Consider the following 25001-nt stretch of genomic DNA (forward strand, 5'->3'; position numbering starts at 1 on the left):
CGGTCAGGGGGATGTCGTGAGCTTCGACGACGCACTTTCGGCGCGTTGCCCCCCGGGAGTGTTCATTTCTTGAAGATCAGCCAGCGTGGCGCCTTGAAGCGAACGATGCGCAGATACAGCCAGACATACGTCACCATGAAGGCGACGCAGCACAATGCAAGCACCAGACTGTGTCGCCAGAAAACGGTCGCCGGGATCACTGCCAGCAAGCATAGCAGCCAAAGGTAAGGTGACGTCAAGGAATTGCGTTGCGTCAGTGCGCTGGCATTGCGTGCGCCGGCGGCCCAGCGCATCAACCGCTTGTAGACGAGCATGTGCAGATGAACGCCGTCGGGAATGCCGGGCGAGATGCCGCGCACGAAGCGCTTGCGATAGATCGAGAAGCAGACTTCGAAGGCGGGGTAGATCACCATCAGTGCCGGGTACCACGGCGACACTTGCGGATTGCGCATGACCAGCAACACGGCGATTTCGGCCAGCATGAACCCGAGAAAATAGGCACCGCCGTCGCCGAGAAAAATCAGTCCACCGGGGAAGTTGAAGATGAAGAACCCGAGGATGGCGCCGACCATGATCATCGACGTGGTGAGTACGACGGGGTCCTGCACCTGGAATCCGACATACCCTAGCGAGGCGAACATGATCATCGCGACCATTGCCGCGAGTCCGTTGAAGCCGTCGATGATGTTGACGGCGTTGGCCATGCCGGCCACGCAAAGCACGGTCAGAGGTACCGACACGGCGGCGAACATCAGTGCGCGGTCGGCCAGGCCGATGTCGATGCGCGTGATGTGGATGTCGAGCATGAGCCACGCCAGCAGCGCCGCGAACATTGTGCAGAGGAGGCGCGCGGTCGGCGTCACCTTCTTGGTCAGATCTTCGATGAAGCCGGCGAGGAAGGCGGGCAGGCCGCAGGCGACGAGCAGGAGAATGTCGCGCGAGACGGCCGGATACGGGAAACCGAGCGCCGTGGCGGCCACGATCAGGCCCGCGAGAATGCCGACACCGCCAATGCGCGGCACCGGACGCACGTGGAATTTCTGCACCCCGGCGACGTCGCTATCGCCGGAGAAGCGGGCGTGAACGTGCGCATAACGGACGATCAGCAGCGTCGCAACGAACGACACGACGAGGGCGATGGCGAGACTCAGCATGATGCGGCGCGACGGCCGAGAATTCGGTCGACGAAACGAGGGTTCGGAAGGTGGGTCACTTCTTCTTGAAGACCATCCAGCGCGGGGAGCGGAATCTCACGATTCGTCGATACAACCAGACGTAAATGACGACGAATACAAGACAGCACCCCGCCAAAAGACCACCGTGCCGCCAGAAGATCGTTGCTGGGACCACGGCGGAGAGGCACAGGACCCAGAGGTAGGGCGAGGTCATCGAATTGCGCCGTGCGAGCTGTGCCGCGATTTGCGAACCGACGGCCCAGCGTAATACGCGCTTATAAATGAGCATATGCAGATGCACGCCATCGGGCATGCTGGGGGAGACTCCCCGAACGAAACGTCGCCGGTATATCGAGAAGCAGACCTCGAAAATCGGGTAAATCAGCATCAATGCCGGGTACCACGCGGACACCATCGGATTTCGCATCACCAGCAGGATAGCAAGTTCCGCAAGCATAAACCCGAGAAAGTAGGCGCCGCCATCTCCCAGAAAAATCAGACCATTCGGATAGTTCAAAATGAAAAAACCAAAAACGGCACCAACCATCATCATTGCCGCAGAAAGCACAACGCTATCGCCCACTTGAAAAGCGACATAACCGAGTGACATGAACATGAAAATGCTGACCATCGCGGCTAGTCCATTGAAGCCGTCGATGATATTGATCGCATTGGTCATTGCTGCCGTGCATATGACAGTCAGAGTGATCGAAATTACGGGGATGGCGAGCAGGTGGTCGATCGGGGCAATATCGACTCGGTTGATGTGGATGCCCAGCACCCAATACGCCACGAGTGCGGAGGCCATGGCGCACAACAGGCGCAATCGCGGAGAGACGCGTTTGGTGATGTCTTCAGTGAAACCGCCGAGAAACACAGGCGCAGCGGCGGCGGCGAGCAGCAGAACGTCTTTGAGCGGCCCCGGATAACGTAGCGTGGCGAATGTGCCGGCTGCCAGCAGCCCGAGCATGATGCCCAAGCCGCCGACGCGAGGCACAGGATGGGCGTGAACCTTCTGAACCCCGCGCGTGTCGCTATCGCTGGAAAAATGCGCATGTACATGGGCATAACGCACGATAAGCAGCGTAGTGACAAATGAAACCACCAATGCCAATGTCAGGTTCAGCATAGTACGGACAAGTTGATCGCGTTGCTTAATATTTATGTGCGATTGGCGTTCTCTCGCCAAGCCCAATTAAACATGAATTGAGCCAAGCGGAGCCCCCCGATTGACCTCGCCAAGTATTCTGAAATACTCGGCGATCACCAATCGCTCGTCGAAATTTTGCGCTACTTTAGCACGCCCCGCCCCCCCGATCGCTGCGAGATCGTTTGCAGGCATCCCTGCAACCTGCTTCATCCTTTCCCCTAGTGCCGTTGCGTTCTGCGCCGGCACGACCCAACCTGTCACGCCTTCGCTCACCACCTCGCGGCAGCCGTGAACGTCGGAGGTGATCACCGGGCGTGCCATCGCGCTCGCCTCGATTAGCGTTCGGGACAAACCTTCCCGATAAGACGGCAGCACCACACAGTGCGCTTGGGCGATGAACGGGCGAACTTCCTGGGTGACACCTAGGTATTCGACGAGGCCTTCCCGCTCCCATGCCGTCACCTGTGCCCGAGAGATCGCCGTGGGGTTCTCGACGTTGGCGGGCCCCAAAAGCTGGAACCGCACGTGCGGCATCGACGCCTTGAGTGTCCGCGCAGCTTCCACGAACTCCAGCACGCCTTTGTCGCGCAATAGCCGTGCGATCAGCAGAAAACGGAACGTGCCGTCGTCCTTCGGCCACGGGGCACGTGCGAAATGGTCGAGATTGACGCCTTCACCAGGAAGTAGACGTGCTTTGCGAGCATCGACGAGTCCGCCGCTGACCATGGCATCGAAATCGGCCGCGTTGAGCAGCCAGTTCTCCAGCGTGTGACGAAACGCGTACCGGTACAAGCGCCTGACCACATGGGTGATAAATGAGGGGTTGATAAACACGGTGCCCATGCCCGTTGTGATCGATACCGACGGGATGCCCGCCCAATGGGCTGCCATGGCGCCATAGATGTTCGGCTTGATGGTGTAGTGAAAGCAGACGGCTGGCCGAACGCGTCGATACAGGCGATACAGGCGCATCAAGAGTGCAATGTCCTGCAACGGATTCCTGCCTTTCGAGGCCATCGGCATGATGTGTACCGTGCAGCCCATCGCGCGCAACAGCGGGGAGTAGTCGTCATCCGGAGCTACGACATGAACGGGATGCCCGTCGGCGAGCAGCGCACGGATCGGACCGCCACGAAAGTTGTGGATCGACCAGAACGAGTTCGAACAAAAAAGAACGGGTGCTTGCATGAGGTTCAGTGGGTTACGGCCCGGGAAGTGGCAAGACGAGCGTAAATCTCGATCCAGCGCGTCACGACGGCATCGAGGGAATAGCGGGCGGCGATGCGCTCGCGATTGGCGGCACCGATAGCGTGGCGCGCGTCCAAGGGAGTGCGCAGGTGGCGAATCAGGGCGTCGCCGAGGGCCTGCGCATCGCCCACAGGCACCAGCGTATTGCTCGAGCCGGTGCCGAGCAGCTCCCGCACACCCCCGCAGTCGGTCGACACCACCGGCAAGCCGCTGGCCATCGCCTCACCGATCACAAGCGGCAATCCCTCCCACGCCGACGACATGGCGTAGACGTCAGCCGCGCACATCCACTTCGCAATGTCGTTGCGCCGCCCAAGCAGTGTCACCGCACGGGCAAGCCCTTGGGCATCCACCCTTGCTTGCACCGCGTCTCGCAGCGGCCCGTCGCCGGCGATCAACAGGCGCGCTTCAGGCAACGCGCGCACCACGTGCGCGAACGCATCGATCAGCGTCGGGTAGTCCTTCGCGTCGACCATTCGGCCCGCAGCGAAGACGATCGGCGTCGCCGCCGATGGCAACGTGTCAATGGTCGCGCGCAACGCCGCACGGGCCTGCGCGTCGGGATGATAACGCTGGGTGTCGATGCCGTTCGGCACACTCACGATACGTCCAGCCGGAGCAGCACGTTGCGCGACAAAGGCGGCCACGGCGTCGTCGCTGACGTTCGTCGTCACATCCGTCCACCGGTCCGTCAGCCGATAAGCCAACATGCGCAAGCGCCCCCCTTCGTTACGGCTGTGCGCACTCGTCACGAGTACTGGCATGCGCACGAACCACCGCGCCACGCGCGTGAGAAGATTGGCATGGACCATATGAGCATGCACAACGTCCGGCTGCCAGACGCGCAAATGGGCGACGAGCCGTCGCAATGCCCAGCCGAGCGACCACGGCGTTTTGGCCGCCTTGAGTTCGATGAGCGTCAAGCGTGGCGATTTCGGCAAGTCGATCGCGCAGGTTCCGGTAAGCGAAATGAGCGCCACGTCATGGCCGCGCGCGAGGAAGCCCCGTGCGAGATCGGCCACCTGGGTCTCCGCACCGCCCAACTGCAAACCGGTGACGACGAGAGCGATCTTCATCGAGCGTCTCCGGGGGACGGCCGGCTACCGGTCCAGAGCGCTTCCCAGCGCGTCGCGATGGCATCGGCCCCGAAGTCCCGCGCATGCGCGTAGCCAGCCAGGCCGAGCCGGCATCGCAGCGCTGCATCGCCGATGAGTCGATGCAGTGCGTCGGCCAACGCGTCGATGTCGCCGTCGTCGACGACCAGGCTGTCGACCTCGTCGTTCAACAGCGCACGGGGCCCCGCGTCCGCGGCATAGGCCACCACGGGCAGCGCATGCGCCTTCGCTTCGATCAACACCAGCCCGAAGCTCTCGCGCCGCGACGGCAGACAGTAGATGGCCGCGCGCGCATAGTACTGCGCGATATCGGCCACCGCAGGCAGCACCTGCACACTGTCGCCGACCCCGGCGTCCCGTGCTTGCGCGAGCAAGGTATCGCGCAACGGGCCGTCGCCAACGATGCTCACCTGCCAGCCGGGGACGTCGCGTGCGATGCGTGCCCATGCGTCGATCAGCCGGTCGAACCCCTTTTCAGGGACGAGACGCCCGACGGCGAGAATGCAGCGCGCATCGCGGTGCTCGGGCGGCGTGTCGGGTATCGCGAGGCCAAGCGGATTGGGCAGCACGACGATCCGTGCGCGTGCGCGAGGGTGGTGCGCCTGCCATGCGTCGCGGTCGGCTTCGGTGAGCACAACGACGGCGTCGTAACGACGCGCCGCCAGCGCGCGTGCCCACCGGCGCGCGCGACGGCCCAGGTCGCTGCCGTACGTGCTGTGCTCCCAGGCAATGCGTTGCAGCGAAAGGCCGAGCGTGGCCGGGACTGTGTAGAGGGAAAGCATCGGGTCGACGTCGATCAATACGTCGATGGCGTGCTCGCGCGCGTAGCGCCGCACCTGCCGGACGATGGATAAGTAATGATGCTTGAAAGCCACGCGCTCGGCGAACATCGCGTGATGCTTCACGTCGGACGTCAACGCAAAGACGGGCGTGTGTCCCCACAAGGACAGCACGTGCACGCGATGCCCGCGCGCCGCGAGCGCATTTGCCAGCGTGGCCGTGGCGCGTTCGGCACCGGCGAACGCCGCGAGCGTGCCCGTGAACAGGCAAACGGTGCGGACTTCGGCGGAATGCGAGGAACGAGGCAGCATCATCGTGTCATTCCCGCCGCAGCAGCCAGACACCGAGCGCGAGCGCGGCCGCATATCCTGCGCCATAGCCGAGTGCCCCGGCGAGCGCACCGAGCTGCGGGGCCAGACCGCGTACGACCACGAAGGCGATCACCGCTGCACACAGCCACTTCGCGATGACCCAGCGTCCGGCGCCGCGACGAATCAGCGTCAGGTTGAGGGCGGCATCGGCGAACACGAGAATCCCCATGAGTGCCGAGACGCGCAGAATGACTGCCGACTCCGCGAATCCCGCACCGTAGATCAGGTGCACGATCCAGGGCGCCAGCAGCGCGATCGGAATGGCCAGACTGGCGCCTGCGGCCATCATCAGCCACACGGCCCGCACCGTGTTGCGTCGTGCGGTCGCGTTGTCGAACGTCTGGAAGATCAGTTGTGGCGCCAGCGAATTCGCGATGATCGGCGCGACGAGGACGAAGTTCTCCGTGATTTGCATCGCTGCGGCGTAGGCCCCCAGCTCCGCGAGCGGGATGATCGGCTTGAGCACGAGCTGATCGATGCGCTTGAACAGGATCATGAGCATCAGGCCGCCCCAGAAGGTCATACCGCTTGCGAGCAGTTCGAGCAGCAGGGCGCGCCGCCAGATCACGGGCGTCTTCGGCGAGTGCCTCAAGTAATAGCGGCCGAGAAGCGCGGCGGCCACGATGGCCTCGGCGGCATAGACGAGAGCGAACGCGGCAATGCCTGCATGCGTGATGTACAGGACTGCCACGAGCGCGAGCTTCACGCCCAACCCGCACACGTTGGCCGCCACGCTCGGCCGGTTGAAGGTGCGTGCTTGCAGCCATGCGATCACGACGCCCGACGGTTCGCGAAACCAAAGCGCCACACCGAGCCAGAGGGCGACGGCGACCAGCCGGGACTCGGCAAACCCGATGACGTAGATCGCGAGGATCGTATAGGCGACGGCGGCCGCAGCCAGCCGCAGCACGAAGGCATGGGCGATGACCGTGCGTTGCTCCGTCTCCGATTTGCCGACCAGGCGCGGTACCACGACCTCGCTGCCGCATAGCAGCGTGAGCGACGCGGCGAGGAACACGAGCGATTGCGCGTATTGAAACAGGCCGAACTGAGCGGCGCCGAGACTGCGTGCGAGGAGACCGGAGACTGCGATGCCGCCGGCGATCTGCGCGCCGCGCTCGGTCAGCATCCAGAGGATGTTGCGAATGATGGTCCGATAGGGCATGTGGCGCTCGCGCGGCTCACTTGTTCTCAAGATAAGCAAAACCGGCCTCGCAAGGCCGGTACAGGGGGACTTCACGCGCATGTCGCGTCGCGCGATGACGGATTGTAGGCGATCGCCGACACGCGTTTCGAGAGATGCCGCAGTGCGGCGAAGTCCCGTATAATTTTAACGTAATGCAGCCGTTCCCGGCCGGGCTTCCTGCCGGGATTCACGTTTGCAGCGCGGCCGGCGCTTTCCTCGCGGCCAACGCGCTTCGCAATTTCCGTCACGCGTCGGGTTCGGGCAAGCGATAGCTCCGGCCCGGTCGCTTCGGCCAATTCATTCTTCCCGCGTTTTCCGAGAGACCCATTCCAATGACGCAAACCACGCAAGTTTCGCCTGCGATTTTCAAGGCCTATGACATTCGCGGCATCGTCGGCAAGACCCTGGATGTCAACGTCGCACACCTGATCGGACGCGCATTCGGCACGGCACTGCGGCGCGAAGGCGGCAATGCCGTCGTGGTCGGCCGCGATGGCCGTCTGTCGGGCCCCGAACTGGTCGGCGCGCTCTCCGACGGCTTGCGCGCGGCGGGGGTCGATGTGGTCGATATCGGCGTCGTCGTCACGCCGATGGTGTATTTCGCGACGAACGTTACGCTGCATGGCCGGATTGTCGACTCCGGCATCATGGTCACGGGCAGCCACAACCCGCCCGACTACAACGGCTTCAAGATGGTGCTGCGCGGCCGGGCGATCTATGGCGACGCGATCCAGGGCCTGGCGAAGCTGATCGAGCAGCAGGACTTCGAGACGGGGCAGGGCACGTACACGGCCGACGAGATCGGCGAGTCGTATCGTGCGCGCATTGCGGGCGACGTTCATCTGGCGCGTCCGATGAAGATTGCGGTGGACTGCGGCAACGGTGTGGCGGGCGCTTATGCCCCGGCGCTGTTCCAGATGCTCGGCTGCGATGTCGTCGAGCTGTTCTGCGAGGTGGACGGCACGTTCCCGAACCATCACCCGGATCCCGCGCATCCCGAGAATCTTCAGGATCTGATCAAGACGCTTCAGACGACCGATGCGGAAATCGGCCTGGCGTTCGACGGCGACGGCGACCGGCTCGGCGTGGTCACCAAGGACGGTCAGATCATTTATCCGGATCGCCAGTTGATGCTCTTCGCTGCCGAGGTGTTGAGCCGCAATCCGGGCGAGACGATCATCTACGACGTGAAGTGCACGCGTAACCTCGCGGATTGGGTGCGCAAGCATGGCGGCGAGCCGCTCATGTGGAAGACAGGCCACTCGCTGGTCAAGGCGAAGCTCAAGGAGACGGGGGCACCGCTGGCGGGCGAGATGAGCGGCCACGTGTTCTTCAAGGATCGCTGGTACGGCTTCGACGACGGCCTGTACACGGGGGCGCGTCTGCTTGAGATCCTGTCGAAGACGGCCGATCCGAGTGCGGTGCTCAACGCGTTGCCCAATTCGATTTCGACGCCCGAGCTGCAGATTCCGCTGGCTGAAGGCGAGAACTTCGCACTGATCGACAAGCTTCGGGAGACCGCGAAGTTCGACGGCGCTCAGGAAGTGATCAAGATCGACGGCGTGCGCGTCGAATATGCCGACGGTTTCGGTCTGGCCCGTTCGTCGAACACCACGCCGGTCGTCGTGCTGCGTTTCGAGGCCGATAGCGATGCGGCGATCAAGCGCATTCAGGACGACTTCCGCCGCGCCATTCTGGCAGTCAAGCCCGACGCGAAGCTGCCGTTCTGATGTGGGGCCGGGGCGGGAGCGTTCGACATCGGACGCGGGGCGCCGTAAGGGCGAGCGTTTCAAGAGCGGCATGATCCACGCTGTTCTGCGGGCCGGGTGGAGTAAAATCGCGGTTTTGCTCACGAGGCCCGGCCCAACCGCCGGGGCGTTCGGTTGCAGGTTCTGATCGTCAAAGTCTCGTCGCTCGGCGACGTCGTCCATAACATGCCGGTGGTGCAGGACATCCTGCGCCACGCGCCCGACGCCCAGATCGACTGGGTCGTGGAAGAGGGCTTCGTCGAACTCGTCAAGCTCGTGCGCGGTGTGCGTCGCGTCATCCCGTTTGCACTGCGCCGCTGGCGCAAGAAGCCGCTCGCCGTGCGGACGTGGCAGGAAATCGGCGCGTTTCGTCGCGCATTGCGCGAAACCCCTTACGACTTGGTGATCGACACACAAGGTCTGGTCAAGACCGGCTGGATTGCGCGCACGGCGCGCGGTGCCGTGTGGGGGCTCGGTAACCGGACCGAGGGGGCCAGTTACGAGTGGCCCGTGCGTTTTCTCTACCAGCACAAGGTCTGCATCGAGCCGCATACGCATGTCGTGACACGCTCCCGGCGGCTGGTAGCCGACGCGATCGGCTTCGAGATGCCGGGCGATATCGACTTCGGCATTGCCACCGAGCGGGCCGACCACAGCCAATGCCCCAACCGTCCGTATGCGGTGTTCGTGCACGCGACGTCGCGCGACGACAAGACCTGGCCCGAAGCCGACTGGATCGCGCTTGGCCGCGATCTGGCCTCGCAGGGGTGGCTGATCGTCTTGCCCTGGGGCAGTGCCGCTGAGCACGAGGTCTCGTTGCGGCTCGCAGCCGCCTTGGGTGACGCCGCCTGGGTGCCGCCGAAGATGAACCTGTCGCAGGTGGTCGGCCTCATCGATCAGGGGGGAATCACGGTGGGCGTCGACACCGGCTTGGTACATATTGCCGCAGCGCTCAACCGGCCGACCATCGAGCTATACAATTTCAGCACCGCGTGGCGTACCGGCGGGTTCTGGTCGCCGCGCATCGTCAATCTTGGCGACGCCGAACACAAGCCAACGCTCGCGCAAGTGCGCGACGCGGTGCGTCAGCTCGCACCGTCGCTGCCGCCGGCGCAGAGCGGCGCCGCCGCGCCCGCAGAGGACCGAAGCGCATGAGTTCAACGAACGAAAGTAACGAAAGCGGCCAAATCGTCACGGTCGAATCCGGCGATTGGCAGGGGGCGGGACTGTCGGTGCCGCGCGAGACGCTGGTCGCCGAGGTCGAGGCCGGCAAAGTGCTGTATTTCCCCCATCTGGCCTTCGCCATCGATGCCGACGAGCAGCGCCTGCTCGATCCGGCGATTGCCGATCCGAAGCGCAAGAACATCAGTCTCGATCCCAAGACCGGCGTGCTCGTCGGTGTGGCTGCGGACGACCTCACGCAGCGCGCCGTCCATGCCCTGGTCAAGCGCTACTACACGCAGGCGTGCAGCCTGATCGACGGCCTGCTGCCCGAGTATCGAGGCAAGCTGCGTGCGGCACCCACGAGCCTGCGTCTGCACCAGGTCGAAACGCGCCAGACATCGTGGCGTAAGGACGACAGCCGATTGCACGTCGACGCGTTCCCGTCACGGCCGAACTACGGCGAGCGCATTCTGCGCGTGTTCACCAACGTCAACCCGGCCGGTCAGGCGCGCGTCTGGCGTGTGGGCGAGCCGTTCGAAGCGGTGGCCAAGCGCTTTCTGCCGAACGTGCCGACGCAATGGCCCGGCGCTGCATGGCTGCAGCATGCCGTGGGCATCACCAAGCGCGCGCGCAGCGGCTACGATCACATCATGCTGCATTTGCACGACGGCATGAAAGCCGACATGGGCTATCAGCGCGATGCCGATCAGCAGACCATGCCGTTCCCGCCGGGCAGCGTATGGATCTGCTTCTCGGATCAGACGTCGCACGCCGTGATGTCGGGCCAGTTCATGATGGAGCAGACCTTCTTCCTTCCCGCCGATGCGATGGTGCACCCCGAGTGCTCGCCGCTGGCGGTTTTGCAACGCCTCACGCATCGCGCGCTCATCTGAATGTTGCTGCGTCTCGTCTATCGCGCGCTCTGGTGGATCGTCGCGCCACTGGCGGTCGTTCGCCTGTGGTGGCGCGGGCGCTTCGAGCCTGGGTATCGCCGTCATATCGGTGAGCGTTTCGGGTTTTACGCCGCATCGCCCTACACCGGCCGCCCGCTGATCTGGGTGCACGCCGTCTCTGTCGGAGAGACGCGCGCCGCGCAGCCGCTCATCGAAGCGCTGCTCGCGCGCTATCCATCACATGGCATTCTGCTCACGCACATGACGCCTACCGGGCGCGCGACGGGGGAGCAACTGTTCGGCGATCGCGTGCTGCGCTGCTATCTGCCCTACGACATGGTCGGGCCGATTCGGCGCTTCCTGAAGCAATGGCGGCCGAGTGTGGGCATGGTGATGGAGACGGAAGTCTGGCCGAACCTGATCTTCGTTTGCCGCGAGCGTGGTGTGCCGCTGGTGCTCACGAACGCGCGGATGTCGGCGCGCTCGTTCCGGCGCGCCGCCCGCTTCGGCGACGCGGCCAAGCCGGTCTTCGGTGGCTTCAGCCGCGTGTTCGCGCAGAGCGACGCCGATGCCGAGCGTCTGCGCATGCTGGGAGCGAACGACGTCGACGTGATGGGCAATCTCAAGTTCGACATGACCCCACCGCCCGCGCTGCTCGCGCTGGGCGCACGCTGGCGCGAGCGCTTCGGCGAGCGCAAGGTCTGGCTGGCCGCCAGTACGCGCGATGGCGAGGAAGCGCTGGTCCTTCACGCGCGCGCCATGTTGGCGGCGTCTTCCGACGTGGGGCGGCGCTCGTTGCTGGTCATCGTGCCGCGCCATCCGCAGCGTTTCGACGAAGTGGCGGCGATGCTGGCGAAGGTGCGGCTCAACTACGTTCGCCGAAGCGCGTGGCCCGACGATGAGACGCCGCTGCCGGCAGACGTCGACGTTGTTCTCGGCGACTCGATGGGCGAGATGGCGGCCTATTTCTCAGCGGCAGACGTCGCATTCATCGGCGGCAGCCTGCTGCCGTTGGGCGGTCAGAACCTGATTGAGGCCTGTGCGGCGGGCACGCCTGTCGTCTTCGGTCCGCACATGTTCAATTTCACACAGGCCAGCGAAAATGCGTTGACTGCCGGTGCGGCGCGGCGGGTGAGCGATGCAGGCGAGCTCGCCACTGCATTGGCCGATTTGCTGGTCAACGACGACCGGCGGCTCGCGATGCGTACGGCGGCAATGCTGTTTGCCAAGCAGCATCAGGGGGCAACGGTGCGCACGGTCACGGCCCTGGGCCGCTGGCTGGACACGGGTCTCACGGCCGTGCAGGACTGATCTCGCGTCAAAGCCCGATACACCTCATTGCGCGTCGCAAAAACAACATGCCCCGCACACCGTATTGGCCATGCGGGGCATGTCTGGCGGGCTTGCGCGGCACGCTTGGCGAGGCGTGACGCTTGCTCGGCTCAGTAGGTCGGCATCGACGGATCGACCTGACGAGCCCAGGCGTCGATTCCGCCGTCCAGATTGAACAGTTGGGTAAAACCCTGTTGTTCGAGGAACATTGCGGCGCGTGCGCTGCGCATGCCGTGATGGCAGATACACACGATGGGCGCATCGGCATCGAGTTCCGTCAGGCGGGCGGGCACCTCGCCGAGCGGTACATTCTTGCTCTGGGCAATGCGACAGGTCTGCACTTCCCAATCCTCACGCACGTCGAGGAGCGTGGGTTGGCTACGTTCCCCGTTCGCGAGCCACTGGGCCAATTGCGCCGGTGTAATGTTTTGCATGATGTTCTTGTGTCGTATGGATCGCGTCCGGTCTGCGTTCATTCTCGCCCGCATCTGTCTTCACAAAGGGCGCAGGACCGGTCCGCTCGCGGCATTCCCGAGGCACGCGCCGTCCGTCATCGAACGGCACGTTGGCCCAGGCACCGGGCTCAGAACTTGAAGCTCGATGGCTGCGGCGCAATCAGATAGGCCACTTGCGTCTCGAACAGGTTTTCTGCGCGGTACTCGGTCTCGGACACGCGCGTGATGAGCTTCGCTTCCATGACAGGACTACCGCCGATGAACGCGGCCAGACGGCCGCCGACCTTGAGCTGGTCAAGGAACGCCTGGGGCAGTTCGGCCAGCCCGCCGGAGATGGCGATCACGTCATATGGCGCGGCGGCGCTCCAGCCGTGTGCGCCATCGGCGTTGATGACTTCGACGTTGGTCACGCCGTTGGCGCGCAGCGTCTGCTGAGCGGCCTGGGCGAGGTTGGCATCGAACTCCACGGTCGTGACATGGTGCGCATTGTAGGCAAGCAGCGCGGCCATGTAGCCCGAACCCGTGCCGATTTCGAGCACGTTCTCGTGCTTCTTCGGCGCGAGGGCCTGCAGAATGCGCGCTTCAACGCGCGGGAACATCATGTGCTGGCTCTTGTCGGCGATCGCAGCGCCCGAGAGCGGCAGTTCGACGTCGGTGAACGCGAGCGCGCGTTGGGCCGTCGGCACGAATTCCTCGCGCTTGACGAGCTTGAGCAGATTGAGCACCTCTTGGTCGAGCACATCCCAGGGACGGATTTGCTGCTCGATCATGTTAAAGCGGGCCTGTTCGTAGTTCATCTCGATTACCGTGGGTAGTAGGCAAACACAACCCGGCATTTTACCAGTTCCGGACCGCAGTCATGATGACGCGTGAACTTTTGTCGCCGAAGCGGTGCCAGGGCGCTGTCCGCAGGGGGCGAGCGGCGCGGAAATGGCGCTTGGGTGACGTCAGGGAGGCGTCTTGGCCAGGTCTAGGCAGCGGCTTGCGTTGCGTGCGCCGCGCCGACCGTTTTCGCCACGCGATGCAGGTAGGCGCCGCACATGGTCGCCATCTGATCGGCGATCTGGCTGGCGAGGGTGGGGTAGCAGGTGCCTGCGGGCGCCCGGTTCTCCAAGATCGCCTTGATGGGGCCGGTCATCGCGTTCAGGAACACGAACGCGACCGTCTCCGGATCGTCGAAATGCGCGTCGCGCGCCGTTTTCAGCATGGCAACGACCGCGGTATGCATGCGTGTGGATGCTCCGGCGAACACCTCGCGTCCGTCGAGATCTTCCGAGAGCCGATACAGCGCCTGGGCTTCTTCGATGTCCGTCATCTTTGCGCCGACGTACGCCTTGGCGAGCGCCTGCGCCATCGCTTCGAGCGGCTGGCCGTGCGACGCCACACTCGTGGCCTCCACCGTCTTGACGATCCGTTCGATGTGTCGCTCGAGCACCGCATAGAGCAACACCTGCTTGTTCTGGAAGTACTGGTACAGGGTGCCCACCGACACGCCCGCCCGTTCGGCCACGCGAGTCGTGGTCAGTTGACGTCCGCCGTCGAGCAGCAAAACCTGAAGCGCGGCTTCGAAAATGGCGTCGATGGTGACCCGTGAGCGCGCTTGCTGCGGCGTCTTACGGGGCGTTGCGGGGGCTCGACTGTCCGGTTTCATATGCGAATGGAAAAGCTGAAGGATTCTTCATAAACTCGATGCTAACAAATTTGCGCGCAATCGGGCGCAGCACAATAAGGTCAATCGACGGGAGCAGTGATGAAACGGGACGCCATCGAGAATGCGGTGCGCGAGGACGCCGAACGCCACTTGGGACGCGTGGCGCTGGTGACTGGCGCGACCCGGGGCATTGGACAGGAAGTCGCGCGGGGGCTCGCCGAGGCGGGCATGACGGTGCTCGTGGGCGCGCGCGAGGAAGCGAAGGGCGACGACGTCGTCGCGCCGTTGCGCAAGGCGGGCTTTCAGGCGGAGACGCTGGTGATCGACCTGTTGCGCCCGGAGACGCTGCACGCGGCGGCCTATCGCATCGGCCGCTATCATGGGCGGCTCGACGTGCTGGTCAACAACGCGGGGGTGACCGATCCGCGCGACGACGCGCCTGAGAAAGCTTCCATCGAAGCCGTGGAGCGGGTGTTCGCGACCAACTTCTTCGGCACCTTGCGCGTGACACAAGCCATGCTGCCTTGGCTGGCGCGCTCGCCGCGCGCGCATATCGTCAATGTGTCGAGCGCCCTGGGTTCGCTGGCGCACAACAACGACCCGGCCTGGGCGCATGCGGCGTTCCGGCAGATCGGGTTCAATGCGTCGAAGGCTGCCTTGAACATGTTGACGGTGCAGCTCTCGCATACGTTGCGGGAGACCTCGATCACGGTCAACTCGGTCGATCCTGGCGCGCCCGCCGATTTGACGGTCGATGCGACCGGCAAGCGCGTCCGCGAGGGCGTGGCGGAGGGCGCGCGCAGTGTGTTGATGCTGGCGCTCGGTGAGCGCGGGCCGGTGACGGGCGGATTTTTCGACGTCGCGGGTAGTTTGCCGTGGTGAGCGTCATGCATTGCCGGCCCCGGTGCGCGGCTTGCTGCATCGCGCCGTCCATTTCCACACCGATTCCCGGAATGCCTGACGGCAAGCCGGCAAACACGCGTTGCGTGCAGCTGGACGACGACGATCGCTGCCGGATCTTCGGCAGGCCGGAGCGCCCGGCCGTATGCGGATCGTTGTTGCCATCGGCCGAGATGTGCGGCGACGATCGCGAGCAAGCCATCGTCTGGCTGACGCAACTCGAAGCGATGACCGCGCCCAGGACGGCCTAGTTGGGCGTCGCACGCGAATGCTATAGTCGCGCGTGTCGGGCGCCTGGCGCCCTGTAGCGGAACGTGACATGCAGGGTCGTGCTTATCGGGATCAACCCGTTCGTCAACAGTGCGAGGTGCCCGCGTCGCAGCAAGCCTCGCGGGTCTCGCGTCGCCGTTGGCTGGCGCTGAGCGGTGCGGCGGCGCTTGCTGCCGCGTTGGGCGCCTGCGCGGGGTTGCCATTCGGCAACCAATACACCTTCTCCGAGGGCCAGCTTCAGCGCGCGCTCGAACGCAAGTTTCCGTTCGACCGGCGCGTGCTGGCGGTACTCGACGTGCACCTTTCGCATCCTCGGCTGACCTTGCTGCCGGCGCGCAATCGTCTGGCGGTGTCCGTCGATGCCACCGTGATGCATCCGTTCGGCGGCGCACCGCTCACCGGCACACTCGCCATCGATAGCGCGCTCGCCTACGACCCGGCGACGATGTCGGTCGTGCTGCGTGATCCGGAGGTGGAGACCTTCGCCATCGACGGATTGCCCGATCGCTGGTCGCGGCAATTGAATGCCGCGGGAGCGTTGATTGCGATGCAGTTGCTGCAAGGCGCTCCGATTTATACGTTCAAGCCCGAGCAACTCACCATGGGTGGCGTGGCGCGTCAGCCCGGCACGATCACGGTGTTCTCGCATGGTGTCGACGTCACGTTCGATTCACGCTGACGAGGGCGACCTCGCGGGCGGCGTCGTCGCTTTTACCCCCAATTTGTCGTTCACATTTTTTAGGAACTCGTTGCATGGACTTGTTGCTGGCGTTCAAAGCCATCATTCTCGGTGTGGTGGAAGGTCTGACGGAATTTCTGCCGATCTCATCGACGGGGCACCTGATTCTGGCCGGCAGTCTGCTCGACTTCAACGACGACAAGGGCAAGGTCTTCGAGATCGTGATTCAGTTCGGTGCGATTCTCGCGGTGTGCTGGGAGTTTCGCGCGAAGATTGCGCAGGTTGTGGCGGGGCTGGGCAGCGACGCCCGGGCGCGTCGCTTTACGGTGAATGTGATCGTGGCGTGCCTGCCTGCGATCGTGCTCGGCTTGTTGTTCGGGAAGTACATCAAGGCGGCGCTGTTCAGTCCCGTGGTGGTCGCGACGGCATTCATCGTTGGCGGAGTGATCATCCTGCTGGTGGAGCGGCATAACCGTCGCAACGCGGAAGCGGGCAAGCTGCCGCGCGTGAGCGCGATCGACGATCTTTCGCTTACCGACGCCCTGAAGGTCGGCATTGCGCAGTGTTTTGCACTCGTGCCGGGCACGTCGCGTTCGGGGGCGACGATCATCGGTGGCATGATGTTCGGGCTCGAGCGCAAGGTGGCCACCGAATTCTCGTTCTTCCTTGCGATTCCGATCCTGTTCGGCGCGACCGTCTACGAACTCTACAAGGCGCGCGCGACGTTGTCGGTCGACGACTTCAGCCTGTTTGGCGTCGGCTTCATTGCGGCCTTCGTCAGCGCGTTCATTTGCGTGCGATGGCTGCTGCGCTACATCGCGTCGCACGATTTCACGGCGTTCGCGTGGTATCGCATCGTGTTCGGCCTCGTGGTGCTTGTCACTGCTTATAGCGGATGGGTCGTTTGGGCCGACTGAGTCCGGCGGGGCAAGCCAAAGGTAAAGGCTGAACGAAAAAGGGGCACCGCGCGGTGCCCCTTGTCGTGTGCGTCGGCGTCTTTCAGGCGCGCCGACGGAACACGAGATCCCACACGCCGTGACCGAGACGCAGGCCGCGATTCTCGAACTTCGTTACGGGGCGATAATCCGGACGCGGCGAGTAATCGGCCGCCGTGTTTTCGAGCATGGGCTCGCCGCTGAGCACTTCGAGCATCTGCTCGGCGTATTCCTGCCAGTCCGTCGCACAGTGCAGGTAGCCGCCGGGCTTCAGGCGCGAGGCGAGCAACGCCACGAACGGCGGCTGAAGCAGGCGGCGTTTGTGATGGCGTTTCTTGTGCCACGGATCGGGGAAGAAAACGTGCACGCCGTCGAGCGACCCTTCGGGCAGCATGTACTGAACGACTTCCACTGCATCGTGCTCGATGATGCGCACGTTCGAGAGCGGCGTCTCGCCAATGCGCTTGAGCAGCGCACCGACCCCCGGCTCGTGCACCTCGACGCCGAGAAAATCGTCCGCCGGGCGCAGCTTCGCGATGTGCGCAGTGCCGTCGCCCATGCCAAAACCGATCTCCAGAATGCGAGGCGCGTCACCGCGCCCGAAGGCTGCGGGCCAGTCCAGCGCCTCGGGGGCGTATGGCAGCAGGAACTTCGGGCCGAGTATGTCGAAAGCGCGCTTTTGCGCTTCCGAGCTGCGGCCGGCACGGCGCACGAAACTGCGAATGCGACGTGGATGCGCCACACCGTCCGGGTCGGCCTGCGGGGTATCGTCGCCCTCGGCGTTGGTGGTCGGCGCGCCGATGTCGGCGTCGTCGTCATGGGCCGGTTGCGCGTCGTCAGCCGGCGGATGTCCGTGGTTCGTCATGGAAACAAAAAGCCGTCGGGCGACGGCTTGTCGAGAAAGGCTGCGGCGGGCGGCACAGCCGGCATTGCTATCGGCGTCGGCACCCAACACGATGATTTTTCGAAAGTTTTTCCCGTGCCGTAGCGTCGGGAGCGGGGTCGATTATCCACCGGAACGGCCTCCACTGGCAAGTTTGCACCCCGTTCACGCGCGGGCGGACGACCTGCGGTGTGCTGCGGCGCCACCGATGCCGAGCGGCCGCCGTCGCGAGGGTTGCCTTGCGAACCGAGGTTGGACAGACGTTAGCGAGACTTCGCGCGTGAGGGCTTGACGGGGGCGCGAGCGGTGGCCTTATTGCCGAGTACGCCGGTTGTCTCCATGTCTTCGAGCCACGAGAGTGCGTCCGCGTGGCGCAGGAAGTGCCGCAGATAGTCGGGCGAGACGTCGTGCATGAGCGAGAGCGCGCGGTGCACCAGGTGACTGGAGTTGAGCGGCCCGGCGTTCTCCGGCACCTGTGCGAGGGACTGACGCAGATTGCCGTCGGTGCTCAGCTTCGACCAGGTCTCGCGGAAGTACTCGAGGACATCGAGGTCCTCGAAGGCGTTGTCCGTCGCGATGACCGTCGGCACGGTGAGCACGGGCATCGCGGCTGGCGCTACGATGGGGCGCGTCGTCGTCGTCGTCGTCGTCGGCGGCGGTGGCGTGAAGACGCCGACCGGCTGAGTGGACTCGCCTGCGCGGTGCGTCTGCCGAGCCGGCGCTGTGGCTTTGGCGGTGCGAGGCATCGTCGACGGCGCGAGAGGCTCACGGACGCCAACGCGTTGCGTGATGACCGCCGTCAGTGCCGCAAGTGGCGACGCAGCGCATTGCGGGATATGACAGTCGCCATCGGACGATGCGGCGGTTAGGGCAGGTGGGGCGGGCAGGGCGGTTAGGGCCGTTAGGGCAGGTAGGGCAGGTAGGGCAGACGAGGTCGGTGTGGCGCGGGCGCTGCCGAGCGACTGCACCAGCTCGTCGACGAGTGCCTTCAGACGGTCGTCTAGCACCTGCCGCACGGGCCCGCTGTAGGAACGGCTGCGCAGTGCCAGTGCTTCGATGCGGTGAAAGCGGGCGGGATCGCGTTTATCGACGCCCTGCGCCCGCCATGCGTCGAGCTGCTCGAACACTGGGTCGGGGACATCGTGCGAATTCGTCGCTGTGGTCGCGTCGTGCATTGCATCATGCATGGGGCTTACCTGCGTTGCTGGCGGTACTGCGCGGCATGGGGGCGATTTCCACGCGTCGGTTCTTGGCGCGACCGGCTTCGTCGGCGTTCGATGTGACCGGCTGTTCCGAGCCGAAAGCCGCCGAGAAGATCGACGCCGGCGGCACGCCTGCGGCGATCAACTCCCGGGTGACGGTGAGCGCGCGCTGGGCAGACAACTCCCAGTTATCGGCGAATCGCCGGTTCGTCTCGCGCACCTGCTGGTCGTCGGTGAAGCCGCTGACCATGAGGATCTCGTCACTGGCTCGCAGATAAGCGGTGAGCGGAGCGGCCAGACTGCGCAGCACCTCGCGCCCTTGCGGCTGCAACTGGTCCGAGTTCAGCGCGAAGAGCACGTTGCCGCTGATCCCGATCCGACCGTTCACGAGGGTGACGCGTCCGCCCGCGAGCGGCCCGGCGAGCGCTTTCTCGAGCGTTTCGCGGCGTTGGGTTTCGGCCCGGCGCTCCTTTACCTCGCGCTCGAGCTTGGCGGATAGTTCGATCTGTACGCCGATCACGCCGAGCATGATGAGCACGAATGCGCCGAGCATGACCGACATCAGATCGCCGAAGACGGCCCACGTCGGCGCGGCGGCGCCCACGTCGCCGCTGTCTCCGATGTCCGCGTCGAAGTCGTCTCTCATGCTGCTGCGCTGTTCGGTTGTGCCCGCGTCTGGGCCAGATCCTGAAGGTTCTCGAGGATCTGCTTCTGCGACATCACGCTCAGCTCCACGACCTCGCGTGCCTGGGCCACGTAATAGCCGAGTTGCTCGTCGCTGCGCGCCATCGATTTGTCGAGTGCGGCTTCGATGCGTTGCAGGTGCTCGAGCAACTGCGTGTTCGATTCGCCGAACGATTGCACGGCGGCGCCGAAGGCGTCGCCAAGGCTCGCGATTTCCACCGCGCTGCCGGTGACCTGCGCTGAGGCGGCGGTCAGTTTCTCGGTTTGGGCGGCGATGGCGTCGCCCAGATTTGCGCTTGCGCGCGCCAGCAATTGGGCGGACGTCGTCACCAGTTCGTCGACGGCGGCGCGTTGCTCGTTTCCGGCGTGCTTGACGGTGTCGAGCAGTGTGCCCAGCGTGTCGAGCAGGCGCGAGCGCTCTTCGAGCATGGCGTTGTCGCGCACCATGCTCTCCGAGAGTTTCTGACGCAGTTCGCCGATGATTTCGGCGGCGGCTTTCGGTGCTTCCGAGGCGGTTTGCACGAGGCGCGAGATCTCGGCGATGGTATCGCTGGCATTGGCGCGTGTCTGTTCCGACATATCGAGCGCGGTGCGGGCGAGCGTTTCGCAGATGGCCTGTTGTTGGCGGGCGGTTTGCGCGCCGACTTGCTGCCATTCCGAGCGCAGTGTGGCGAGCGTGCCTTCGAGCGTTTCGGTCCAGGCGGACAGGCGTTGTGTCTCGCGCTCGGCTGTGGCGTGGTGATGGGCGGTGTTGGCGGCGCTGAGCGCTTGCAGCAGCGATGCGCTGTGCTCGGTGAAGACACCGGTCGTCGCGGCCACGAGTTGGTGGTTGCCGTCGGCCAGCCGTTCACTCGTGCGGGTGTGTTCGGCGATGGCGTCGCGCCACGTTTGCGCGACGTTGGCGGATGTCGAATCGATCTGTGCCGAGACGCCTTGCAGCAACTGCGACGCGCGCGTCTCGAAGGTGTCGGCGAAGCGGGCCAGCGCGGCGGCCAGATCGCGGGTGAGCGCGTCGTTCGCGGACTGCTGGGCGGTGAGTGCCTGTCGCCATTCGCCCGACACCACGGCGGCCGTCTCCGACACGTTGTGCATTGCGCCTTCGGTGCGCAGGCTCACGGCGTCGATGAGGTGCGCCGAGCGTTGCTCGAAGGTCTCGGTGAAACGGGTGAGCGCGGCGGCGAGCTCGGCGGTCAGCGCCGCGTTGGCTTGCTGTTGTCGCGCGATCGATTGGTCCCACGCCTGTGCCACGCGTTCGTGTGCACCGCTCACATTGCCGCTGGCTGCATCGAGCTTGGCGGCCACGTCGCCGAGCAGTGCACTGGCGCGCGCGTCGAACGTGTGCGCGAAACGCTCCAGCGCGGTGCCGAGGTCTTGCGTGAGGGCTTGGTGAGCGCGCTGCTGCTGGGCGAGGGCTTGCTCCCAGGCCTGGGCGACCGACGTTTGCGCGGTCGCGATGCTGCCGGTCGCGTTATCGAGACGGGCGGTCGCATTGGCGAGCAGGTCGACGGAACGCGTCTCGAATGTCTGGGCAAATTGCGCGAGCGTTGCGCCAAGATCTTTGGCGAGTGAATCGTTGGTGTGCTGTTGCTCGGCGAGCGACGTTTCCCACATGCGCGCGACACTGGCATGGGCGGCGCCGACTTGCCCCGTCGCACTCTCGAGACGGGCTGCGACTTCGTCGACCAGTCGGGACGAGCGCGTCTCGAACGTCTGCGAGAACTCGCTCAGGGCGGTGCGCAGGTGGGTCGCGAGCGATTCATTGGTGCGCAATTGAGCGTCGAGCGAATCGGTCCAGACGCTGGCCACGCGTGCGGTCGTTGCCTCGAAGCGATCTGACAGGCCGTTCATTCGATCCTGCATTGCGGCGGAAACAGTCTGATGCCACGACGCGCTCTCGCGTGCGAGGCTGGCCATCGTCGCCTCGACCTCCGGGCGGATGGCGGCACCGGCGGCATTGGCGGTGACGGTCACGCTGTCCTTGAGGTATTGCTGCATGGCGCTCGTGAGTTGCGCATACGAGGCATCGGTCTTGGCGTGCAGGGCGTGCTGGTTCGCGACGAGCCGCTCGCCGAGCGTCTGACTTTGACGCTCCATGGCGTTCATCATGTCCTGAAGCCGGTCGACGAGCGCGGGCATGACCGTCGCTTGTTGTTGAAGCAGTTGCAGCGTGGTTTCCCGCTGATGCTGTTGCGAGAAGCCGCGTAGTGTCGTGACGATACGTGCGTCGAGCGATTGCACGACTTGCGCGCGTTGCTTGCGGGCGAGCGCGGCGAGCAGGCCGAGCATGGCGGAGGTGGCGACACCGGCCACCGAGGTGCCGAAGGCGAAGCCGAGCCCTTTGACGGGCGACGCCAGCGAGGCGCGGATGGCTTCGAGGTCGGTGGCGCCTTCGAGTGCGAGACTGGTGCCGCGTAGCGTGGCGGCCATGCCGAGGAAGGTGCCGAGCATGCCGAGGAGCACGAGCAAGCCGACGAGGTAGGGCGTGAGTGCGGGGCCGGGCAGGCCGACGCGCTCACCTTCGACGCGCAGACGCACGGCGGTGCGCAGGCCGGCGGGGAGCGTGTCGAGCCAGGCGGGCAGCGATGCGGGCGCGGCGTCCAGGCGGGCGACGGCGTCGGCGAGGTTGTGGGTTGCCTGGTGGAAGCGTTTGAGTTCGAGTGCGCCGAAGAGATAGACGGCGGCGATCAACAAGGCGACGGCCAGGGCGAGGGTATTGGTGCCGGCGTAGCCGATGGCGATCCAGCCGACGACGGCAAGGCCGGCGATGAAGGCGACGAGATCAACGAGGTAACGGGTCATGTTGTCCGGGTTCACAAGCGTTTTCACCTGTATGGACCGAGGCGAGGGCGGCGATCAGCCCTTCGATCGGTTCAAGGCGTATATCCAGTTCTGCGAGCAAGACGCTCTGCATGTCCCGGTGGAAGGTATCGAGCCACGTACCGGCGGGTGCGAGCGGCGGCATGCCGGATGCGCGAGGCGCGGCCATCGCGGCTTGTTCCGTATCGCGAAGCCGCACGAAGTGTCCTTCGAGCAGGTTCGGCACGCTGGCGAGCAGCGAGCGCTCGCGTGCGCCCATCACGCGTTCCATGACGGCGTCGACGCCGGCGAGGCGTGAGGCATGTGGCGATTGCGTGGCCAGTTTCGCGCGCAGGCGGGTGCGCAGGGCGCTGATCGCCGTGTCCATCGTCTGCTGGGATGTGGCGTAGCGTTGACGATAGGCCGGAAACTCCGCGAATGACGCCGCTCGTTGACGCTCGGCGGCGCTCAGCGCGCGAATTTGTCCGCCGGGTGCGGCGGCGAGGCCGCAATCGCGGGCGATGGCGGCGGCAAGCTCGATGCGCACGCGTGCCAGGTCGTTCGCCGGATCCTGCGCAGCCGCTCGCGCGCCGGGCGTTGCGGCCGGCGGGGCGGATTTCAGGGCCGACGACAGGGCGATGGCGTCGGTCCAGCCCAGCCACTGACTCAGGCGGTCCGAGAGCGACGGCGCGGCTTCGGGCGGCGCGAACGTGCTCAGGCGGGCCAGCGAGCGTATGAGTGTCGGGGCGCTGATAACGGGACGCCGGGGCACTTGCACCATTCCACAGAGGGGTCGAAAACCCAGCAGTTTACACTGCGCGCGCGCCTTGACGACGTCTGGCCCCCTTCGGGGGAGATTGACACGCGTTTTGACGGCCGTCCGATGGCTTCGGTCATGGCGTTGAGAGGCGCCTGCGCACGATATCGTGATGGATCGGCGCAGGGAGGTGAGCGAGCGACGAGTGAGCACTGACTGAGGCGTTTGCGGGGCGGGGGACGTTAGCGAGGGTGATGTGTGTGGTTGGTGTTTAGGGCGAGCAAGGTGCTCGGGCCGGAGAATTTTCCGGCGCAGCGGTGCGTCAATCGCGTGGGAGGTTCCAGTAGCACACGACGTTCTGTCCTGCGCTGGCGTCGCTGACGGCGGGGCTGAAGCCGTGTGCACGGCTACGGGCCATGACGGCGTTCGCTTGGCGCATGTGGTGACATCCGCCGACGTAGTCGAGCGTGCCGATCCAGAGCTTGCGACCGTTGTGACCTGGGGGGCGTTGCGACCATGACCGCAATTGTTCTTCGGCGTCGGCGTCGTATTTGGGCGCGTAGACCTCTTCGTGGGCAATACCGTCGAGTAGCGAAGCGAAGGGAACGCCGCCGGTGTGGCCGAGGCGCGTTGCTGGGCTGGTGGCGTTCTGCATGACGAGGATCTTGTTGGGGAATGCTTGACGAAGTTCGCGCACGAGATCGAGCGCGCCTTGCTTGCATGTTGCGTCGCAGGGGCCGTTGCGGGTTGACGTGCCGTGTTCGATCAGTTCGAGATTGTCGAGGTAGAAGCCGTCGACGCCTTGCGCAATCAGCCGCGGCGCGACGTATGACACGATGAGCTTGCGATATGCCCGGTTGGACGGGTTCATCCACATCTCATTGGGGTAGCCGTTATAGCGACCTAGATGTGCGGGGGCGTTGCTGCCGCAGGGGACGAAGCCGGCGGGGGCGTGCTGCCAGTAGGCGCGAAAGCGTTCGCACGAGCCGAGATTGAGATAGCTGATGACGCGGTTTCTGCCGCCGGCCTTGAGGGTGGCGATTTGCTCGGGCGTGACGTTCCCCTGATCGGGATCGGCGTCGATATCGATGAGCCGGAAGGTGCGTGCTACGCGTGCGAGGTCGAGGTTGGCGACGTTGCCGTAGTAGCTGACCCAGGGGGCACCGATACCGATATTGCGTCCGGTCGGTGGGTTGGGGGCTGAGTGTGGTTGTACGGGCGTTTGCGCTGACGCGAGCGGGATGACGAGGGCCAGGAGGGTGCAAGCGACGCGACGCAGCCAGGACGCCGGGGATTGCCCGCGATGTCGGGACGCGTAGCAGCCAATCTGGCGAGCGTGATTCGTCATGGACGCAATGGGGCGCGATGGATACAAAAAAGCCGTCGGTTAGACGGCTGATCGATGGCTTCTGCGAGCCTTGCGGGGAATTCAGTGGAGCGGGTGAAGGGAACAGCACCCGGTCGCTAACTCGTTTATTACGAACGTTTTTTCCGATCCAAGCGTCACGGAATGGACTCGATTGTGGACTCAAGTCTTCGGCCTGGTCAACGCAGGCCGTTGCGGGTGATCCAAAGCGAGCCAAGCACATCCATCAACAGCCAGAGCATCGGATTTCATACCGAAGTC

The 25001-nt window shown here is 64.7% G+C and carries 24 protein-coding genes; 8 read left to right on the forward strand and 16 right to left on the reverse strand.

The window, feature by feature from the left end; all coding sequences use genetic code 11:
• Window positions 1-62: 62 nt before the first annotated feature.
• The 7 genes from ACE3UG_RS07950 to ACE3UG_RS07980 all read right to left on the reverse strand — a co-directional run bounded on the left by ACE3UG_RS07950 (window position 63) and on the right by ACE3UG_RS07980 (window position 7321).
• The gene (locus tag ACE3UG_RS07950; protein ID WP_374622008.1) at window positions 63-1154 is read right to left on the reverse strand and encodes a glycosyltransferase; all 1092 of its coding nucleotides are present in this window, start codon (window positions 1152-1154) and stop codon (window positions 63-65) included.
• A gap of 55 nt (window positions 1155-1209) precedes the next feature.
• Window positions 1210-2304, reverse strand: a complete 1095-nt coding sequence (locus ACE3UG_RS07955) for a glycosyltransferase (RefSeq protein WP_374622010.1) — start codon at window positions 2302-2304, stop codon at window positions 1210-1212.
• 66 nt (window positions 2305-2370) lie between these two features.
• Entirely contained in the window at window positions 2371-3513 is a 1143-nt protein-coding gene (locus ACE3UG_RS07960; protein WP_374622012.1) for a glycosyltransferase family 4 protein, read from the reverse strand.
• A gap of 5 nt (window positions 3514-3518) precedes the next feature.
• Window positions 3519-4649 carry a glycosyltransferase gene (locus ACE3UG_RS07965; protein WP_374622015.1) on the reverse strand — a complete coding sequence of 377 codons (1131 nt, stop codon included), beginning with the start codon at window positions 4647-4649 and terminating at the stop codon, window positions 3519-3521.
• On the reverse strand, window positions 4646-5782 hold the full coding sequence (locus ACE3UG_RS07970) for a glycosyltransferase family 4 protein (RefSeq protein WP_374622017.1): 1137 nt from the start codon (window positions 5780-5782) through the stop codon (window positions 4646-4648). Before ACE3UG_RS07970 ends, ACE3UG_RS07965 begins: the two co-directional genes overlap by 4 nt.
• Before the next feature lie 4 nt (window positions 5783-5786).
• On the reverse strand, window positions 5787-7004 hold the full coding sequence (locus tag ACE3UG_RS07975) for an oligosaccharide flippase family protein (protein ID WP_374622019.1): 1218 nt from the start codon (window positions 7002-7004) through the stop codon (window positions 5787-5789).
• A gap of 71 nt (window positions 7005-7075) precedes the next feature.
• Window positions 7076-7321: a hypothetical protein gene (locus ACE3UG_RS07980; protein WP_374622021.1), complete on the reverse strand. Its 246-nt coding sequence runs from the start codon at window positions 7319-7321 to the stop codon at window positions 7076-7078.
• A 36-nt stretch (window positions 7322-7357) separates the two neighbouring features.
• On the opposite strand from ACE3UG_RS07980, the gene ACE3UG_RS07985 reads away from it, so the two are divergent.
• The 4 genes from ACE3UG_RS07985 (at window position 7358) to waaA (ending at window position 12141) form a co-directional block, all read left to right on the forward strand.
• Complete coding sequence (locus ACE3UG_RS07985) at window positions 7358-8755, forward strand: phosphomannomutase/phosphoglucomutase (protein ID WP_374622023.1); 1398 nt, start codon at window positions 7358-7360, stop codon at window positions 8753-8755.
• A gap of 204 nt (window positions 8756-8959) precedes the next feature.
• The gene (waaC, locus tag ACE3UG_RS07990) at window positions 8960-9928 is read left to right on the forward strand and encodes a lipopolysaccharide heptosyltransferase I (protein WP_374622081.1); all 969 of its coding nucleotides are present in this window, start codon (window positions 8960-8962) and stop codon (window positions 9926-9928) included.
• Window positions 9925-10830, forward strand: coding sequence for a Kdo hydroxylase family protein (locus ACE3UG_RS07995; protein ID WP_374622025.1), 906 nt, complete (start codon window positions 9925-9927; stop codon window positions 10828-10830). The genes waaC and ACE3UG_RS07995 overlap by 4 nt, the downstream gene beginning before the upstream one ends.
• 3 nt (window positions 10831-10833) lie before the next feature.
• Entirely contained in the window at window positions 10834-12141 is a 1308-nt protein-coding gene (waaA, locus tag ACE3UG_RS08000; protein WP_374622083.1) for a lipid IV(A) 3-deoxy-D-manno-octulosonic acid transferase, read from the forward strand.
• 131 nt (window positions 12142-12272) lie between these two features.
• Here waaA and ACE3UG_RS08005 read toward each other — a convergent pair whose 3' ends face one another.
• From ACE3UG_RS08005 to ACE3UG_RS08015, 3 genes are all read right to left on the reverse strand, one after another.
• Entirely contained in the window at window positions 12273-12596 is a 324-nt protein-coding gene (locus tag ACE3UG_RS08005; RefSeq protein ID WP_374622027.1) for a rhodanese-like domain-containing protein, read from the reverse strand.
• A 149-nt stretch (window positions 12597-12745) separates the two neighbouring features.
• A complete protein-coding gene (locus ACE3UG_RS08010; RefSeq protein WP_374622029.1) occupies window positions 12746-13414 on the reverse strand; it encodes a protein-L-isoaspartate O-methyltransferase in 669 nt (222 codons plus the stop codon).
• A gap of 173 nt (window positions 13415-13587) precedes the next feature.
• Window positions 13588-14268 (reverse strand): TetR/AcrR family transcriptional regulator, encoded by a 681-nt coding sequence (locus tag ACE3UG_RS08015; RefSeq protein WP_374622031.1) that lies wholly within the window; start codon window positions 14266-14268, stop codon window positions 13588-13590.
• A 99-nt stretch (window positions 14269-14367) separates the two neighbouring features.
• Between ACE3UG_RS08015 and ACE3UG_RS08020 the strand changes: the two genes are divergently transcribed.
• The 4 genes from ACE3UG_RS08020 (at window position 14368) to ACE3UG_RS08035 (ending at window position 17034) form a co-directional block, all read left to right on the forward strand.
• The gene (locus tag ACE3UG_RS08020; protein ID WP_374622033.1) at window positions 14368-15150 is read left to right on the forward strand and encodes an SDR family NAD(P)-dependent oxidoreductase; all 783 of its coding nucleotides are present in this window, start codon (window positions 14368-14370) and stop codon (window positions 15148-15150) included.
• A 5-nt stretch (window positions 15151-15155) separates the two neighbouring features.
• Window positions 15156-15419, forward strand: a complete 264-nt coding sequence (locus tag ACE3UG_RS08025; protein ID WP_374622036.1) for a YkgJ family cysteine cluster protein — start codon at window positions 15156-15158, stop codon at window positions 15417-15419.
• A gap of 68 nt (window positions 15420-15487) precedes the next feature.
• Window positions 15488-16117, forward strand: coding sequence for a DUF1439 domain-containing protein (locus ACE3UG_RS08030; RefSeq protein ID WP_374622038.1), 630 nt, complete (start codon window positions 15488-15490; stop codon window positions 16115-16117).
• Window positions 16118-16191: 74 nt separating this feature from the next.
• The gene (locus ACE3UG_RS08035; RefSeq protein WP_374622040.1) at window positions 16192-17034 is read left to right on the forward strand and encodes an undecaprenyl-diphosphate phosphatase; all 843 of its coding nucleotides are present in this window, start codon (window positions 16192-16194) and stop codon (window positions 17032-17034) included.
• An 82-nt stretch (window positions 17035-17116) separates the two neighbouring features.
• Here ACE3UG_RS08035 and trmB read toward each other — a convergent pair whose 3' ends face one another.
• From trmB to ACE3UG_RS08065, 6 genes are all read right to left on the reverse strand, one after another.
• Window positions 17117-17917, reverse strand: a complete 801-nt coding sequence (trmB, locus tag ACE3UG_RS08040; protein WP_374622042.1) for a tRNA (guanosine(46)-N7)-methyltransferase TrmB — start codon at window positions 17915-17917, stop codon at window positions 17117-17119.
• 281 nt (window positions 17918-18198) lie between these two features.
• Complete coding sequence (locus ACE3UG_RS08045) at window positions 18199-19122, reverse strand: DUF2894 domain-containing protein (RefSeq protein ID WP_374622044.1); 924 nt, start codon at window positions 19120-19122, stop codon at window positions 18199-18201.
• Complete coding sequence (locus tag ACE3UG_RS08050) at window positions 19115-19783, reverse strand: OmpA family protein (RefSeq protein WP_374622046.1); 669 nt, start codon at window positions 19781-19783, stop codon at window positions 19115-19117. The genes ACE3UG_RS08045 and ACE3UG_RS08050 overlap by 8 nt, the downstream gene beginning before the upstream one ends.
• On the reverse strand, window positions 19780-22620 hold the full coding sequence (locus ACE3UG_RS08055; protein WP_374622048.1) for a DUF802 domain-containing protein: 2841 nt from the start codon (window positions 22618-22620) through the stop codon (window positions 19780-19782). The genes ACE3UG_RS08050 and ACE3UG_RS08055 overlap by 4 nt, the downstream gene beginning before the upstream one ends.
• Window positions 22601-23398 (reverse strand): DUF3348 domain-containing protein, encoded by a 798-nt coding sequence (locus tag ACE3UG_RS08060; protein ID WP_374622050.1) that lies wholly within the window; start codon window positions 23396-23398, stop codon window positions 22601-22603. Before ACE3UG_RS08060 ends, ACE3UG_RS08055 begins: the two co-directional genes overlap by 20 nt.
• A gap of 298 nt (window positions 23399-23696) precedes the next feature.
• The gene (locus ACE3UG_RS08065; RefSeq protein ID WP_374622052.1) at window positions 23697-24722 is read right to left on the reverse strand and encodes an endo alpha-1,4 polygalactosaminidase; all 1026 of its coding nucleotides are present in this window, start codon (window positions 24720-24722) and stop codon (window positions 23697-23699) included.
• Between the last annotated feature and the right edge of the window lie 279 nt (window positions 24723-25001).

The sequence above is a fragment of the Pandoraea sp. genome (assembly GCF_041919235.1).
Taxonomy (GTDB): Bacteria; Pseudomonadota; Gammaproteobacteria; order Burkholderiales; family Burkholderiaceae; genus Pandoraea.